Raw genomic sequence first — 16363 nt, 5'->3', positions numbered from 1 at the left:
TTTTCACAAATAAAAATATTGTTTTTGACAACTAATAATTTTTATTATATAATAAAGTAAATCAATGAATTAAATAAAATAAAGTGGTGATTCTATTGGATAATATTACTAAAGTATTTAAAGAAAAAAAACTTAAATTAACTCCTCAAAGAATTGCTGTATACAAATATCTTCAATCAACTAAAGCTCATCCATCTGCTGAAACTATATATAAAGCTCTTCAAGCTGATTATCCAACTATGAGTTTGGCAACTGTATATAAAGCTCTTAAAACTCTTGTAGAAGTTGATTTAGTTCAAGAATTGAATGTTGGAGAGGGTAATTTTAGATATGATGCTACTGTTGCTTCTCACCCACATATAGCTTGTTTACACTGTCATATCGTTGAAGATATTGAAGGAATTACTTTTGAAAGTATAAATAAAGATGTTCTAGAATACACGGATTTCGATGTTTATTCAAATCAAGTATATTTCTACGGTGTATGCAGTAAGTGCAAAGAAGAAATTTCAAATAACTAAAAAGCAGCTGTAAGCTTAGAGCTTACAGCTGCTTTTAATTATTTGAATACTAGTAGTCTTTTTCATATAAAATTTTATTTAATTCCTTTGTCATCTCTTCTTTTTCAATTTTACCATTCATAGTTTTCTCTAACAACTCAACTAAATCTTTTTCCATAGAACTTATAAGAAACCTATTGTAAATAAAATCGTTTTGTGAAGCCATTTCCAAATGTTTTGTTATATAATAATTCAATCCACCCAAATCTTTATTTATACTTTTGTCAGCTGAAATTTTACCTTCTTGTTCCATAATTTTATGAAACTCATTTCCAGTAAAGTAACGCATAAACTCCTTCTGAACCTTTTCATTTTTACTTATAGCTGGGAAACATATAATAGTATCTACAAAGGTTGGTGGTGAAATCCAATAATCTTCTATTTTGTAATTATCCCATACACTAATATTTTTATTCTTAAATTCACTTATATCACTGGAATTACTTATTATCAATGGTGCTTTACCTTCTATAAGATCATTGAGATCTTTTCTCTTTGCTGGTCTAAACATATCCCCACTTAAAATGCCTTCATCATATAATTCCTTAAACTTTACAAATCCATTTATCATTTCATGTTTATGAGTGTCAAAATTATTTAAATATACATAATTACTCATAAGCATACTTAAGAGAAAATTATGCACATTTTCATTACCATCAAATATAGGTATTTTTACATTATTATCTTTACATTTCTTTAGTAAAGATAATATATTATCATTCTCAGCATCTATATTGTACTGTTTAAGAAGATCAGCATCATAAAAAATTTCAAAGGTAGATGCATACATAGGAAGCCCATAAAATAAATTTTGAATTCTTCCATATGAGTTTATAGCACTATATGTTTTATCAAATAAATTTGTTCGATAATATATGTTATTCAAATTTGTAAGCAAGCCTTCTTTTTCAAACTCTCTCATTGTATTAGCTGAACAGAAAATAATATCTATATCTCCCTTATTTATTTCTTTAACTAACTGTTCCCTATTAATATCTTCTTTTATAGTAATATTGTAAAAATCATATTTCTTATTAAAATTTTCTACAAGCTTAGTCCTTACATCATTCCCATAAACATCACTAACTTGAAGTGCTATTGTTAAATCGATTTTCTCATTTTCATAATTTTCTTTATTACACCCTATTAATAGCAAGCTAAGCAAAGCTATCACTATTCCACATTTTACTCTTTTCACCATACTCCACCTCATGTTTCTCATTTTGATTATATCTTTTATTTTGTGATAAATTATTTAATTTATGCAAAATCCAAACTGTGGATATTCTTATTAACAAATTAACATAAGCTTTAATATACGAAGTCTTAAGTGAATATAATATATCAAAAGAGGTGGTGAAATGAAAAAAAGCATTTTTGTAGTATCATATTTTTTTATTTTAATTTTATCTTTATCAATAATTTTAATCATAAAGAGCAGTCCAGCTTCTTCTCCTGATGAAACAATATCTGTGTTTAATAAAGAAAATACATACTATACCATAGATTTAAATGGCGATCATATGAAGGACATAGTTCTCCTGTCATGGGATACAACTGGAGCAGATATAGTAATTTCAACTGAAGATGAGATTATCTCTATGAGTACTTTACTAAACAAAAAGGTTCAATCTCCATTCTATATTTTCTTTGAAGATATAACTGCTGATAATACTCCTGAGTTAATAATTTATGACCTATCGGAAAAAAATAAAAATATTTTATATGTATACACTCATACACAAGGTGTCTTCAAGAACATTCTAGAAGAACAATGCCAGTCATTTGGATTAGTTAAATTCACAGATTCTAAAAAAATCTGTATAACAACAGAAAAAGATTATTATTTATTTTCTCCAACAGCAAATAACACCTTAACAAAGAGTCCCTTCTCATCTCTTTCATCAATACTGAGAGAGGATTCATATTTTCAATTAATTGATATTATTACAGACTCAAACTTATACTCAAAACATAAAGAAGGAACCTTCAAGAAATCTACAATTCCCTCAAGCTTCATGGAGGATATTGCTCATGAAAACAGCACTTATTTAGGCGGGTATTTCTCAATAGAGATAGATAATGAAACATTTGAGTATTCACCAACAGAATGGCACAGCCTGTTCACTAAAACTGATAAACAATATTTAGAGTATATTTTTAGAATTGATAAAGATTCAATATCAATGGTTGAGAAATAAAAGAAGTGGAAAGTTGAAAATTGAAAACGGAAAACGTAGGATGCTTCTGCTTTAAGGCAGAAGCTACATTTTTTTATTCTTTAGGACAATAAGTTTTCACTCATTTTTTATAAATAAATATTGTATTTCTACTACAATGTTTTACCAAAGGTAAAACGAGTATACTTCTATTGTTTTATTACCAATAAAATAAAGGTTCTGACCTTAGTCAGAACCCTCCATCGTTTTCAACTTTCAACTTTCAATTTCCAAGTTGCTTTTATTCCGTTATTCCATAGTAATCATTATAAAGTCCTACTACTTTTTCAATAAATTCAGTATTGCCACTATTGAGCATAGCATTAATAATTTTTATCATCTTAAGAGAACTATAATTCTCTTCACCTATGTTCATTTCATCATCTGCGAATGACGTATATCCCATATCATATGATTCTGGATTGCTAAAAACGCCTTCAGGATTATCTTCCATTACCCCTTCGTTTTTTAGTTGATTAATTATGTTTGTTATTTGTGTCTGATCAACATTTTTCAATAAATCATTTACTTTATTCTCATCTAAACTACTCAATAAATCTGATAAGGTATCTTGAGCACCTTCATTATTTAAAGGACTATTTACATTGTTAGCAGCATTTACATTTTTATTAGGATTATTGTTATTGAATAATAATTTAGATATCAAATTCATATCTACATTTCCCAATAATTGCATGATTGGGCTGTTTCCTAATGAAGAAAAAAGTTGAATAAGTGGTGCCATCATTCCTCCAGCTGCTCCTAATAAACCACCTATATTTCCTAGTCCTCCACCCATCATATTTGGTCTTACTGGACCCATCTGACCCATTTGACCCATCTGACCCATCTGTCCCATAGGTCCCATTTGACCCATTTGACCCATAGGATTTTGTCCCATCATACCACCATTATTGAGAGGATTATTTCCGCCTAAAAAACCACCTAATGGATTATTATTCATCTGATTCATATTTCCTAAAGGATTCCTAGCTGTAAATGGGCTGTTATTCATTAGATTATTACCAAACCCATTTCCACCCATCATATTATTGTTTAGGTTATTGTTCATATTTCTTGCTAACTCTCTCTCTCTTCTCCTTCTCTTATGCTTTGACATGAAATCACCTCTCTTATATTAAGGAGGGTTCCCCCCCCTGTATTACCATCAATAGTACCATCCATACCTAGGTCTCCATGGATAAGCATAATATGGATAAGTATAATATGGATAAGTATAATAATATGGGTTAACATATCCTGGCCACCATAAGTTTCCATACCATGGTCCCCATAGGTATCCTCTTCTTGCTAGACGCCTATATGCACGTCTATCTCTCCTATATCTTGACATGGTATCACCTCTCTTATATTAAGGAGGGCACCAGCCCTCCCTATTACTAAAATCTTCTGTAGCCGCCGTAGCCACCAAATCCGCCATATGGGCCGATTCCTCTACCAAATCCGCCGCAACCGCAAGATAAGAAATATAATGTGATAATGAATATAATTCCAGCAAAGCATTTATCATCTTTTACAGGTCTCTTTTCACATCCACATGGATCCACTCCAGCTCTGCATCCTCCATGATGACCGCACCCACCAAATTCTCTACCAAAGAATAGAAGAACTAAAATAAGGATTATCAATGATGGAAATGTACAGCAACCGCGTGAGTAATAATTTCCTCCTATTGGTCCACAGCAAGTTTGTTTACAACAGCAACTTTGTCTACAACAACAATTTGAACTTGACATACTAAAACCTCACTTTATTCGCATTGGTTTAGATGCCTATCGTTCTTCTAATAAAGTCCTCTTCTTCCAGGTCCACAGCATGATAAGAAATATAATGTGATGATGAAGATTATACCGCCAAAGATTCCGTCGTTTGAGCCAAAGAAGCCAGCGCTACCTCTTTCTTCTTCACATGGACCTCTTCTTACTAGACCTCTACCGAAGAACAATAAGATAAGGATCAATATGACTAAAGATGAAAAATTACAACATCCTGTTCCAAATCCTCCGTGAGCTAATGGTGCACCAACAGTTGGCATCATCCCATAGCACTTTGTATGGCATCTACATCTTGACATTTAATTCCCTCCTTTTTCTTTAGAAATTTTTTGGGTTAAACTAAGCTGTTATTAGTATCCCATTCCACATCCGTATTGAGGTGTGAAGCATTTTCCTGGTCCACAACAAGATAGATAGAATAATGTGATGATGAAGATGATTCCACCGAATAATCCGTTGAATCCAAATCCGTCACCATGTCCTCTTTCTTCTCCACATGGGCCTCTTTTTCCGAATCCCTTACCAAAGAATAATAGGATTAGGATTAATATGATTAGTGTTGAGAAATTACAACAATTTGTTCCATATCCTCCACCTGCAAATCCGCAGTGTGGCATTGGCATAGCCATTGGTTTACAACAACAGTTTCTTGACATTTTATTCACTCCTTATTCTCTAAAAGATTTATTTTAATATTTTTAGTCTATAAACTCTATTGTCTAATTAGTTATTTAATTTAAGCTATTAACATCCCATTCCGTATCCTGGTGTATGACATTTTCCTGGTCCACAACAAGATAGATAGAATAATGTGATGATGAAGATGATTCCACCAAAGATTCCAGTTCCTCCTAAGAATCCGCCATGTCCTTCATGATCGTCACAAGGTCCTCTTCTTCTACCAGCTAAGCTTTGACCGAAGAATAATAAGATAAGAATTAAGATAATTAGTGCTGAGAAATTACAGCATCCTGTTCCATATCCTCCACCTGCAAATCCACAGTGTGGCATTGGCATAGCCATTGGTCTTTGACAACAACATTTTCTTGACATTATATTCACTCCTTATTTTATAATTGAATTTGTAATTGAATTTGTGTTCTTAAAGTTTTCCATTGAGTACAGCATTATACTATAAGCTTCGTAATGATTATTATTGAGGTTATTACATTTTTTTAACACCTTTTGTTTTCAGCTATTACTTATGCTAGTTAAGTTGAAGGATCTGCTGAAACTAATCCCCCTGTGTCTATTCCTCCGCCGCCACCGAAAAAGAACCGTCTTCTAAACAAGAAGAAACCGATAAAGATTAATATGATGATCCACCAAATACCGAATCCTCCACATCCATATCCATATCCTCCTACTGGTGGGTAATAAGAAGCAGGTTGAGCACCTGTTGGTTGTTCTCCACCACATTCGCATAGTTGAGCTTTATACTTTCTATAAGCCTTCCTACACTTCTTCCTTTTCTTTCTGTCACAGCACGCGTCACATCCACTTGGGTCTATACAGCATTCACAACATGGGTCACAACATCCATTTGAACCTCCATATGGGTTTGCTCCATATGGGTTTGCTCCATAAGGTGATACTCCGTAAGGGCTTCCATATGGTCCATATCCAAATCCTGGACCCAATCCATATCCTCCATATCCAAAACCAGCTATTGCAATTAAGAAGATTACGAATATAAATAATATTCCTATGCCTCCAAAACCGAAACCGCCGCCACCGCCGCCAATGTTACCCAAAATATTATTGATAGTGTCATTATCTATTCCACCAGCGCCGCCTTGGCTATTGTTCATAACATTGCTTAAGAGGCTGTTAATATCCACATGATCTCCTCCTTTCAGTAGCTAAATTTATTTTTTTTATCTTTTGTATAGTACATATTATTCTTATACTTCAAATTTGACACAAAAAAAGAACCATAAATATTTTTCATTTATGGTTCTTTTTTATTGAAACTTTTAATGTGACAAAGTTTCTTTAAATTTTCTATTTTTTATTTTATAAATCCTTTTCAAGCTCATTTAACAATGCTTCAATACCAACCTTCTTAAGAGAAGAGAAAAATATTATCTTTTCATCATCAGGCATTCCTAATGTTTCTCTAATTCTTTTCTCAGATTTTTTAATCTCATTTCTCTTAAGTTTATCTTCTTTAGTTGCTATAACAAGTACATTGCCTCCATAATACTTAACCCATTCATACATCATTATATCATCTTCAGTTGGCTTATGACGACCATCAACTAGAAGTACTATTCTTCTAAGAGGCTCTCTATTTAGAAGGTACATCTCCATCATCTTACCCCATTTAGCCTGCTCAGTTTTAGAAACTTTAGCATAACCATAACCAGGTAAATCAACAAAGTAGAACTCGTCGTTTATTAAGAAGAAGTTTACAAGCCTAGTTTTACCAGGCGTTCCACTTACCTTAACAAGTTTTTTTCTATTTGTTATAGTATTAATAAGTGATGATTTTCCAACATTTGATCTACCAACAAAAGCAAATTCCGCTCTATTATCTATAGGATATTGCTCTGGTTTTACTGCTGATATAATAAATTCTGCATTAGTTATTCTCATTTGTTTTCTCCTTAATTAGCGCATTACTTAAAACATCATCAATGTTCTTAGAAATTATAAAGTTAACTTTACGTTTTACGCTATCTGGTATTTTATCAATATCTTTTTGATTTTCAAAAGGTATGATAATATCTTTAACACCAGCTCTATATGCTGCAAGTGATTTTTCCTTAAGTCCTCCTATTGGAAGCACTCTTCCTGCAAGAGTGATTTCTCCAGTCATTGCAACATCATGTCTAACTTTCTTACCAGATAAAGCTGACACCAATGCTGTTGTCATTGTAATACCTGCTGAAGGTCCATCTTTAGGTACTGCGCCCTCTGGAACATGAATGTGAATATCCTGCTCTTTATAGAAATTTGGACTTATATCATATTTTTTTGCATTTGCTCTAACGAGACTATAGGCAGCTTTCGCTGATTCCTGCATTACATCTCCCAGTTTTCCTGTTAACTGTAATTTACCTGAACCTTCCATAACACTTACCTCAACTGGAAGTGTATCTCCACCATATGCTGTCCAAGCTAATCCTGTTACTATTCCAACTTTATCTTCTTTATCAATCAACTCATAAGTATAAATCTCTTTTCCAAGATATTTCTTAACATGATTGATTGTAATACTTACACTTTCCTTATCTTTTTCAACCATCTCTGTGATAGCTTTTCTAACTACTGATGCTATCTTTCTCTGAAGGTTTCTTACACCTGATTCCTTTGTATAATGTTCTATTATATATTTTATTGCCTTATCTGATATTTTAATTTTACCATCTTCAATAGTATGCTCTTCAAGAACTTTCTTTAATAGATGTCTCTTTGCAATATGGAATTTTTCAATATTAGTATATCCACCTACATTAATAACTTCCATTCTATCAAGAAGAGGTCTTGGAATTGTCTCTAAAGTATTTGCTGTTACAACAAACAATACTTTTGAAAGATCATAATCAAGTTCAATATAGTGATCTCTAAAGGTATCATTTTGCTGTGAATCAAGCACCTCAAGAAGTGCATCAGCTGGATCTCCTTTAAAGTTACTGCTCATCTTATCTATCTCATCTAATAAGAATAATGGATTTTTAGATTTAGCTTGTTTCATACCATAGATTATTCTACCAGGTATAGCACCTACATAAGTTTTTCTATGTCCTCTAATATCAGCTTCATCTTTCATTCCACCTAAGGACATTCTAACAAATTTCTTATCTAAAGCATGTGCAATAGATTTAGCTATAGATGTTTTACCAACTCCTGGAGGTCCAACAAGACATAATATAGGAGCATTTAATCTTCTTGATATTTTTCTTACAGCTAGATATTCTATTATTCTCTCTTTAACATCTTCAAGACCATAATGTTCTTCATCAAGAATCTTTCTTGCTCTCTTAATGTCTAAATTATCTTTAGTGATAGTTTTCCATGGCAGCTCTATTATCCAATCTAAATAACTTCTGATTACAGTGCTCTCAGAAGAATAAAAAGAAGTACTCTTTAATCTTTTAAGTTCATAATAAGCTTTTTCTTTAACCTCTTTAGGAAGCTTAGCTTTTTCTATCTTCTTCTCATATTCCTGTATTTCCTTAGAACTCTCATCATCTTCACCAAGTTCTTGTTGAATAATCTTCATCTGTTCTCTCAAATAGTACTCTTTTTGAGATTTATCTATTTGCTTCTTAACCTTCGTTCCAATCTTCTTTTGTAATCTTAATACTTCATTTTCATTCTTAAGAATTTCAAGTATTCTCTCAAGTCTCTTGTTAAGATCTTTTATCTCCAATAATTCCTGTTTAGCAGTAGTTTTTAATACCATCAATGCACTAACTATATCTGCAAATTCGGCACTCTCTTCAAGTTCTTCTAAATTGATTATAGAATCTGGTGCTACATTTCCAGATAGTTCAATATATTCATCAAATTCCTCTTCAATTGCTCTAATCAAGGCTTCCTTTTCATTTTCATCACCTTGAATGTCTTTTACTTCCTCTACCTCTGCAATATAGTATGGGTCTTCGCTTATATAATCAATAATCTCGGCTCTATATTTACCTTCAACCAGTACTCTAATGCTATTCCCTGGAAGCTTCAAAATCTGCTTTATATAACAAACTGTTCCGATTTTATAAATCCCCTCAATATCAGGATCTTCAACAATTGCTTTTTTCTGTGATACCAAAAATATCAATTGCTTATCAGACATAGCCTCTTCTAAAGCTTTAATTGATTTCTCTCTACCAACATCAAAGTGTATAACCATATTTGGGAAAATAGTTATCCCCCTTGTAGGAATCATGGGTAAGGATCTTTTTGTATTTTCCATTTTAGTCCCCCCTTAAACATTTTTATATATTTTCAATTTTTAATATTAAATAGGCAATTTTATATTAATAATAGACTTTAACTAGTATATTATACCTATAAAATTGCCTTTATTCAACTTAATTTTCCACAGTTTCACTACATTCTTTGCTCTGTGCGCTTATTATTCCATATTCCGATGTGATTATACCATTCTCTTCAATAGATGGTGCCTCTATTGATTTAATAAGAGCCGCTTCAATAACTTCATTTATATTACTCACTGGAATAATTTTAATTTCTTTAAAATTCTCAAAATTATTTTGCCAATTATCCTTTGGTATTATTACAGTCTCAACTCCTGCTTTTATTGCAGCTTTAATCTTTGCTGTAACACCTCCAATAGGTTTTACTCTTCCATGTATTGATACCTCACCTGTCATAGCCACCTTATTTGATACAGGTATATTTTTTATGGCACTGAATATCGCAGTTGTCATGCTAACCCCTGCTGATGGTCCATCCACTGGTCCTCCACCTGGAAAATTCACATGAATGTCAAAATCATGACATGGTATATTATAAACATTCTTTATAACTGTCATTACATTTTCTACTGAACACCTAGCATTACTTTTTCTTATAAGTTTTCTATTTTGTGAGGTAATCTCTTCTTGCTCAACCACACCTGTAATATTTATTTTTCCATCACCATTTCGAGCTTTCATAGCAGTTGCTTCAATCTCCATTAAAGTTCCCATATTAGCTCCAAATACAGCTAATCCATTTACAAATCCAATCTGTGGTTTATTATTAATTTTAACTTCAGGTCTTGGTGTAAAATGTCCATTCTCAATTACCCATTCTAAATCTTCCACAAGAACCTTATTTCTCTCATGATTTATGGCAATTCCACATGCTAATTGTACTAAATTTACTGCTTCTCTACCATTTGTTGTGTACTTTCCTACCATTGAAGGTATTTCTTCATCCATTTCCATTCCCATCTTCATAACAGCATTTTTAGCTATCAATTCTGTCTCTTCTGCTAATAATCCTCTAAAAAATACTTCTACAGCTCTTGATCTTATAGCAGGATTAATCTCTTCTGGTCTTCTAGTAGTTGCCCCAATAAGTCTAAAGTCTGCAGGCAATCCATTTTCAAAAACTTCTCTAATATATTGTGGATAATTCATAGAACTATTGGAATTATAGTATGCACTATCTAAAAATACCTTTCTATCTTCCATTACCTTCAAAAGTTTATTCATTTCTATAGGGTGAAGTTCTCCAATTTCATCCATAAACAGCACTCCACCATGGGCTTTTGTTACTGCACCTGGTTTTGGTTGAGGTACTCCTGCACTTCCAAGAGGTCCTGCTCCCTGATATATAGGATCATGTACAGAACCGATTAATGGATCTGCTATACCTCTATCATCAAACCTTATTGTTGTTGCATCAATCTCAATAAACTTTGAATCTTGTCTAAAAGGAGAATGTTTTTTTGTTTTTGCATATTCCAAAACCAATCTAGCAGCTGCAGTCTTACCAACACCTGGTGGTCCATAAATTATAACATGCTGAGGATTAGGTCCGCATATTGCAGCCTTTAATGCTTCAATCCCTGAAGATTGACCTATTATTTCATCAAACTTTTTAGGTCTGCTCTTTTCAGTAAGAGGTACACTTAACCTAATAGCTCTCATTCTTCTCAAGTTTTCCATTTCTTTGCTTGTATCTCTAGTCTGTGTTGATTTATTTATCTTTTGTGTCTTCAACGCATTAAAAAAATATAGTCCAATAATTACCGTAAAAAACATCTGAATAATCATAAGTACATTGGTTGTCATTTTTTTCCCCCTATAGTATAATTTTTTATTTATTCCTACCTTTTATTATTAACAGAAGGGGATTGTTATATTCTAGAAAAACAAAAAAATGTTAATGCGTTTTTTAACAAAAACCGTTTAAAACAAATGGAGAATTGAGAATGGAGAATGCAGGATGCTTCTGACTAAGGTCAGAAGCTACATTTTATTGTTCTTTAGGCCAAGATGTTTTTACTCATTTTATCTTCAGATAAAATATTGTATTTAACGTACAAGGTTTCACCTAAAGAGAAAGGGGTAAACATCTATTGTTTCATTACCAATAAGATGTAGTTTCTGCTCACAGAGCAGAAACATCCATCATTCTCCATTCTACATTATCCATTATCCATTAAAAAAAGCGTTGCTTTAAGCAACGCTTTTGTTTACGCCGTTTCCGGCCCTTTTAATTCTTTTTTCTTTTTAACTTTCTTTAAAGGTTTACGCTTTCCTTCTTCTACAAAGAATAGTTCAGGTTTCTTAGTTTCTATAGTTTCTTTATTAATAAGAACCTTGTATACTTCTTCTTTTGAAGGAACCTCAAACATAATATCTCTCATAGAATCCTCTATGATAGATCTTAAGCCCCTTGCACCAGTATTTCTAGAGATTGCTTTTTTTGCAATTTCACTCAAGGCTTCATCAGCAAACTCAAGTGTAACATCATCCATCTCAAAAAGCTTCTGATATTGTTTAACTAGAGAATTCTTTGGTTCACTTAAGATTCTTACTAAAGCCTCTTCATCAAGACTTGCAAGAGTCACTAGCATTGGTAATCTACCAACAAACTCTGGAATTAATCCAAACTTTAATAGATCTTCAGGCATTAAATTCTCAAGAAGTTTTCCAACATCTTTTTCTTCTTTTGATTGAATTTTAGCACCGAATCCCATTATTGATTCTCTTGTTCTCTTTTGAATTATCTTATCAACACCATCAAATGCCCCACCACAAATAAATAAGATGTTAGCAGTGTTTATTTGTATAAACTCTTGATGAGGATGTTTTCTACCACCTTGTGGCGGTACAGATGCAACAGTTCCCTCTAATATCTTAAGAAGTGCCTGCTGAACACCTTCACCTGATACATCTCTTGTGATTGAAGGATTTTCTGATTTTCTTGCAATCTTATCAATTTCATCTATATAGATAATTCCTCTTTCAGCTCTTTCAATATCATAATCAGCATTCTGTATTAGCTTTAATAGAATATTCTCAACATCTTCACCAACATACCCTGCTTCTGTTAATGTAGTCGCATCTGCTATAGCAAATGGTACATTTAACATCTTTGCCAATGTTTGTGCTAAATAAGTCTTACCACATCCTGTAGGACCTACTAGAAGAACATTACTCTTCTGCAAATCAATATCATCAACATTCACTTTAGAATTTATTCTCTTATAGTGATTGTAAACAGCCACTGATAATGCTTTTTTAGCGTTCTCTTGCCCAACGATATATTGATCTAAATATTTCTTAATTTCAATTGGTTTTGGTAAACTCTCCATTTGAACATCAACATTCTCGTCAAAGTCATCAGCAATGATTTCAGAGCATAACTCAATACATTCATCACATATATATGCTCCTGGACCAGCAATCAATCTTCTTACAACATCTTGATTCTTGCCACAAAAGGAACATTTTAACTGTTTCTTTTCATCATATTTTGGCATTTTTACACCTCACAGGTTATTTCTTTTTAGTAATTACTTCATCTACTAATCCGTATTCTTTTGACTCATCACCAGACATGAAATAATCTCTCTCAACATCTATTTCAATTTTTGATAAAGGTTGCCCTGTTCTTTCACTAAGTATTTGGTTTAGCTTTTCTTTTGTTCTTAATATTCTTTTTGCATGAATATCTATATCAGTTGCTTGACCTTGGAATCCTCCTAAAGGTTGGTGTATCATTATTTCACTATTAGGCAGTGCAAATCTTTTTCCTTTTTCACCTGCAGCTAATAAGAATGCTCCCATAGAAGCCGCTAAACCTACACAGATTGTAGATACATCTGGCTTAATATATTGCATAGTATCATAAATAGCCATTCCTGCTGTAATAGAACCACCAGGACTATTTATGTAAAGATATATATCCTTATCTGGATCATCTGCTTCTAAGAAAAGTAATTGTGCTACTACTAAATTCGCTGTTACATCATTAACTTCTCCACCTAAGAAAACTATTCTATCTTTAAGTAATCTTGAGTATATATCGTATGATCTTTCTCCTCTGTTAGATTGCTCAACAACCATTGGTACATAAGCCATATAATTCCCTCCTTTAAATAGGTAATACTTAAATAAGTTATACTTTAATTCTTTCCTAACATTTAAAAGACTAATCAGAAATATTAATTTTAATATTTTCTGAATATTCCAAAGATTATTATTTGAAAATTGCCAGATTATCTCTGGCAATTTTACTTGTTATATATTATGCAGTAACTTTACTATTATCAACTATTAATTTAACAACTTTTTCAGATTTTAATTCATCATTTAACATAGCGCCTTGAGTTTTGATGATTAACTCAGCAGTTTCTTCTGCTTTTTCACCACCATATTGCTTAGCAATCTCTAAAGCTTTTTCTTTAGCTTCTTCTTCGCTAACCTCTATGTTCTCAACTTTAGCTATTTCACTTAATACTAAGCTTGACATAACTTTCTTCTCAGCATTTTCTTTCATCATTTCTCTTACTTTTTCAGCAGTGTTATTAGTGTACTTGTAGTAAGTTTCTAAATCTAATCCTTGATATTGTAATCTCATTTCAAGATCTTTAACCATGTGGTCAATTTCTCTTTCGATCATTACTTCTGGGATATCAATTTCTGCATTTGCAATTACTTTTTCAAGTAAAGCTTCTTCAAATTCTCTTTCAGCTCTTGCAGTGTTAGATTTCTCTAATTTTGCTCTTAAGTCATTCTTATATTCTTCAACTGTATCGAATTCTGAAACGTCTTTGATGAACTCATCATCTATTTCAGGTAATTCTTTAGCTTTGATAGCTTTGATTTTTACTTCGAATTTAGCAGGTTTGTTGTTTAAATCGTCTCTTCCGTAGTTTTCAGGGAAAGTAACATTAACTTCTTTCTCTTCTCCAACTTTAGCTCCGATTAATTGCTCTTCAAAATTATCGATGAAAGACTTAGATCCGATTGTTAATTCGTAATCTTCAGCTGTTCCACCTTCAAATTCTACTCCATCAACAGAACCTTTGAAATCGATTGTTACGATGTCTCCATCTACAACTTCACCATCGTTCTTCTCAACTGTTCTAGCATTCTGCTCAGCTTTAGCTTTTAAGTTTCCTTCGATTTCTTCTTCAGTTACTTCATAAGTATTCTTTTCTGCTTCAATTCCTTTGTATTCACCTAATTTAACTTCTGGAGTTACTACAACCTCAGCAGTATAGATAAAATCTTTACCTTCTCCAATTTCAACTACATCAATCTTTGGATAGTCTACTGGAGTAATTCCTGCTTCTTCAACAGCTGCTGGATATGTTTCATCACAACAGAAGTTTATAGCATCTTCAAAGAAAACACCTTCTCCGTAGAACTTCTTGATAACGTTCATTGGTGCTTTTCCTTTTCTGAATCCAGGTATATTGAACTGCTTAGCATTCTTCTTATAAGCTTTCTTAATTCCTTCATTAAATTTCGCTGAATCAACCGAAATCTCTAATTTAACAACGTTATTTTCTAACTTTTCAACTTTAACGTTCATTATTTCATTCCTCCTAAAATTTCTATCTCGTAAATGTATCAGCCTGATTGTATAGCCTCAACATAATTGTAACCTAAAACATTATATCATAATGAATACTGCATTACAATATTATTACATATACTCCCCCTTGAAACAATACTTTAGGGGAAAATTTTTAAAAATTTTACTTAGCTTTAACTTAAATTTCATTATTTTTTTATAATACCATTTTTATCTACCTTATAATCTTTTCCAGCAACTTGAATTTTAATCAAATTATTATCTCTTTCACCAATAATTATCTCTTTTCCGCTTAACTTGCTATTGTTAATAAAAGTATATATGCCCTCGTTGATTTTGTATGTCCATATATATAAATTTTTCTTGGAGTTTATCCAAGGCAGACCGCTTACATAAACTATTGTATTTTCATCTACGAACTTTGGTGACTTGCACCAAACATAATCTTCATAATTGCCAAGAACATATTCTTTTGTGAAAGTTTTTTTCTTTGTAGATATATAATCAGGCTTTGTTATGTCTACAGCTGTAAAATCTTCTTTAATTAAATATGTATTTTGTGATTTGGTTATGTTAATTACAGCCATATTTCCTAAAATATCAGATTCAATTTCTTGTTCTTGATCAATGGATATAAATTCTTTTTTTCCATTGAGGATTTTATAGTTAAGAGTTATCATCATTTCTCTTCCAAGTCCAATATATTCAGATTTTAACTCGTTATTTTCTTTTTCATCATTACCCTTCTTAATTGCTTCATCTTCTTTTATATCTTCTTCAATATCTACTTTCTTTTCCGTATCATCAATAATTTCATCTGCCTTTACTTTTTCAGCATCATTCTTTTGAGTATTTTCTTCCTTTATATTATTCTCTTTAATATTCTCTTCATTTTTTTCTGCTACCTTATTATCATTCTCTCTCTCTTTAAAGATGGCAAAATTCTTTATACCTGCTCTAATATTATCTATGTTCTTATCATTAAAAGATAAAAATAAAACACTTCCTACAGCAACAAAAATTATAAGAAATAAAATAATTCTTTTTCTTCTTCTCTTTTTCATGTTACCACCATAGTTTTCACTGAATATACTTGGTTTAGCCACCTAATCGCCTCCTTTAAATTCATTTGTAATTTACATGCTCTCCTATTTATTATAACTCATAATTACTTTAATTTATAACCCTTTTTCCTTTTTTTTCACCAATCACTACTATAATAATGCAATAATTTTTGGTAATATTTTCTTTTTATACTTTTTTTCTAATTGATTGT

17 protein-coding genes are annotated in these 16363 nt (G+C 31.9%); 2 read left to right on the top strand and 15 right to left on the bottom strand.

The features are described from left to right. Positions 1-95: 95 nt before the first annotated feature. Positions 96-521 carry a Fur family transcriptional regulator gene (locus OW730_RS09335; RefSeq protein ID WP_271228755.1) on the top strand — a complete coding sequence of 142 codons (426 nt, stop codon included), beginning with the start codon at positions 96-98 and terminating at the stop codon, positions 519-521. A gap of 49 nt (positions 522-570) precedes the next feature. Here the strand turns inward: OW730_RS09335 and OW730_RS09330 are convergent, their stop codons facing one another. Then, a complete protein-coding gene (locus tag OW730_RS09330; RefSeq protein ID WP_271228754.1) occupies positions 571-1761 on the bottom strand; it encodes an ABC transporter substrate-binding protein in 1191 nt (396 codons plus the stop codon). Between the two features lie 163 nt (positions 1762-1924). Here OW730_RS09330 and OW730_RS09325 point away from each other — a divergent pair, with 163 nt between their 5' ends. Then, positions 1925-2764, top strand: a complete 840-nt coding sequence (locus tag OW730_RS09325) for a hypothetical protein (RefSeq protein ID WP_271228753.1) — start codon at positions 1925-1927, stop codon at positions 2762-2764. 259 nt (positions 2765-3023) lie between these two features. Here OW730_RS09325 and OW730_RS09320 read toward each other — a convergent pair whose 3' ends face one another. The 14 genes from OW730_RS09320 to OW730_RS09255 all read right to left on the bottom strand — a co-directional run bounded on the left by OW730_RS09320 (position 3024) and on the right by OW730_RS09255 (position 16193). Then, a complete protein-coding gene (locus OW730_RS09320) occupies positions 3024-3902 on the bottom strand; it encodes a hypothetical protein (RefSeq protein WP_271228752.1) in 879 nt (292 codons plus the stop codon). Positions 3903-3950: 48 nt separating this feature from the next. After that, complete coding sequence (locus tag OW730_RS09315; protein ID WP_271228751.1) at positions 3951-4136, bottom strand: hypothetical protein; 186 nt, start codon at positions 4134-4136, stop codon at positions 3951-3953. Between the two features lie 46 nt (positions 4137-4182). Further along, entirely contained in the window at positions 4183-4539 is a 357-nt protein-coding gene (locus OW730_RS09310; RefSeq protein WP_271228750.1) for a hypothetical protein, read from the bottom strand. A 47-nt stretch (positions 4540-4586) separates the two neighbouring features. After that, complete coding sequence (locus tag OW730_RS09305) at positions 4587-4877, bottom strand: hypothetical protein (RefSeq protein ID WP_271228749.1); 291 nt, start codon at positions 4875-4877, stop codon at positions 4587-4589. 51 nt (positions 4878-4928) lie between these two features. Continuing rightward, positions 4929-5234 carry a hypothetical protein gene (locus OW730_RS09300; protein WP_271228748.1) on the bottom strand — a complete coding sequence of 102 codons (306 nt, stop codon included), beginning with the start codon at positions 5232-5234 and terminating at the stop codon, positions 4929-4931. Positions 5235-5322: 88 nt separating this feature from the next. Next, positions 5323-5631 (bottom strand): hypothetical protein, encoded by a 309-nt coding sequence (locus OW730_RS09295; protein WP_271228747.1) that lies wholly within the window; start codon positions 5629-5631, stop codon positions 5323-5325. A 158-nt stretch (positions 5632-5789) separates the two neighbouring features. After that, entirely contained in the window at positions 5790-6419 is a 630-nt protein-coding gene (locus OW730_RS09290) for a hypothetical protein (protein ID WP_271228746.1), read from the bottom strand. A 175-nt stretch (positions 6420-6594) separates the two neighbouring features. Beyond that, positions 6595-7176, bottom strand: a complete 582-nt coding sequence (gene yihA, locus OW730_RS09285; protein ID WP_271228745.1) for a ribosome biogenesis GTP-binding protein YihA/YsxC — start codon at positions 7174-7176, stop codon at positions 6595-6597. Continuing rightward, positions 7163-9496 carry an endopeptidase La gene (gene lon, locus OW730_RS09280; protein WP_271228744.1) on the bottom strand — a complete coding sequence of 778 codons (2334 nt, stop codon included), beginning with the start codon at positions 9494-9496 and terminating at the stop codon, positions 7163-7165. The genes yihA and lon overlap by 14 nt, the downstream gene beginning before the upstream one ends. Before the next feature lie 118 nt (positions 9497-9614). After that, complete coding sequence (lonB, locus tag OW730_RS09275; RefSeq protein ID WP_271228743.1) at positions 9615-11327, bottom strand: ATP-dependent protease LonB; 1713 nt, start codon at positions 11325-11327, stop codon at positions 9615-9617. A gap of 404 nt (positions 11328-11731) precedes the next feature. Continuing rightward, positions 11732-13024: an ATP-dependent Clp protease ATP-binding subunit ClpX gene (clpX, locus tag OW730_RS09270; protein ID WP_271228742.1), complete on the bottom strand. Its 1293-nt coding sequence runs from the start codon at positions 13022-13024 to the stop codon at positions 11732-11734. 16 nt (positions 13025-13040) lie between these two features. Next, on the bottom strand, positions 13041-13625 hold the full coding sequence (clpP, locus tag OW730_RS09265; protein ID WP_271228741.1) for an ATP-dependent Clp endopeptidase proteolytic subunit ClpP: 585 nt from the start codon (positions 13623-13625) through the stop codon (positions 13041-13043). Positions 13626-13791: 166 nt separating this feature from the next. Beyond that, on the bottom strand, positions 13792-15084 hold the full coding sequence (gene tig / locus OW730_RS09260; protein ID WP_271228740.1) for a trigger factor: 1293 nt from the start codon (positions 15082-15084) through the stop codon (positions 13792-13794). Positions 15085-15275: 191 nt separating this feature from the next. Beyond that, positions 15276-16193 (bottom strand): hypothetical protein, encoded by a 918-nt coding sequence (locus OW730_RS09255; RefSeq protein WP_271228739.1) that lies wholly within the window; start codon positions 16191-16193, stop codon positions 15276-15278. Positions 16194-16363: the final 170 nt, after the last annotated feature.

This window comes from Oceanirhabdus sp. W0125-5, from assembly GCF_027938815.1.
In the GTDB taxonomy this organism is placed as follows: domain Bacteria; phylum Bacillota; class Clostridia; order Clostridiales; family Clostridiaceae; genus Oceanirhabdus.
Note: the sequence above shows the minus strand (reverse complement) of the source record. Positions and strands in the feature narration are given on the sequence as shown.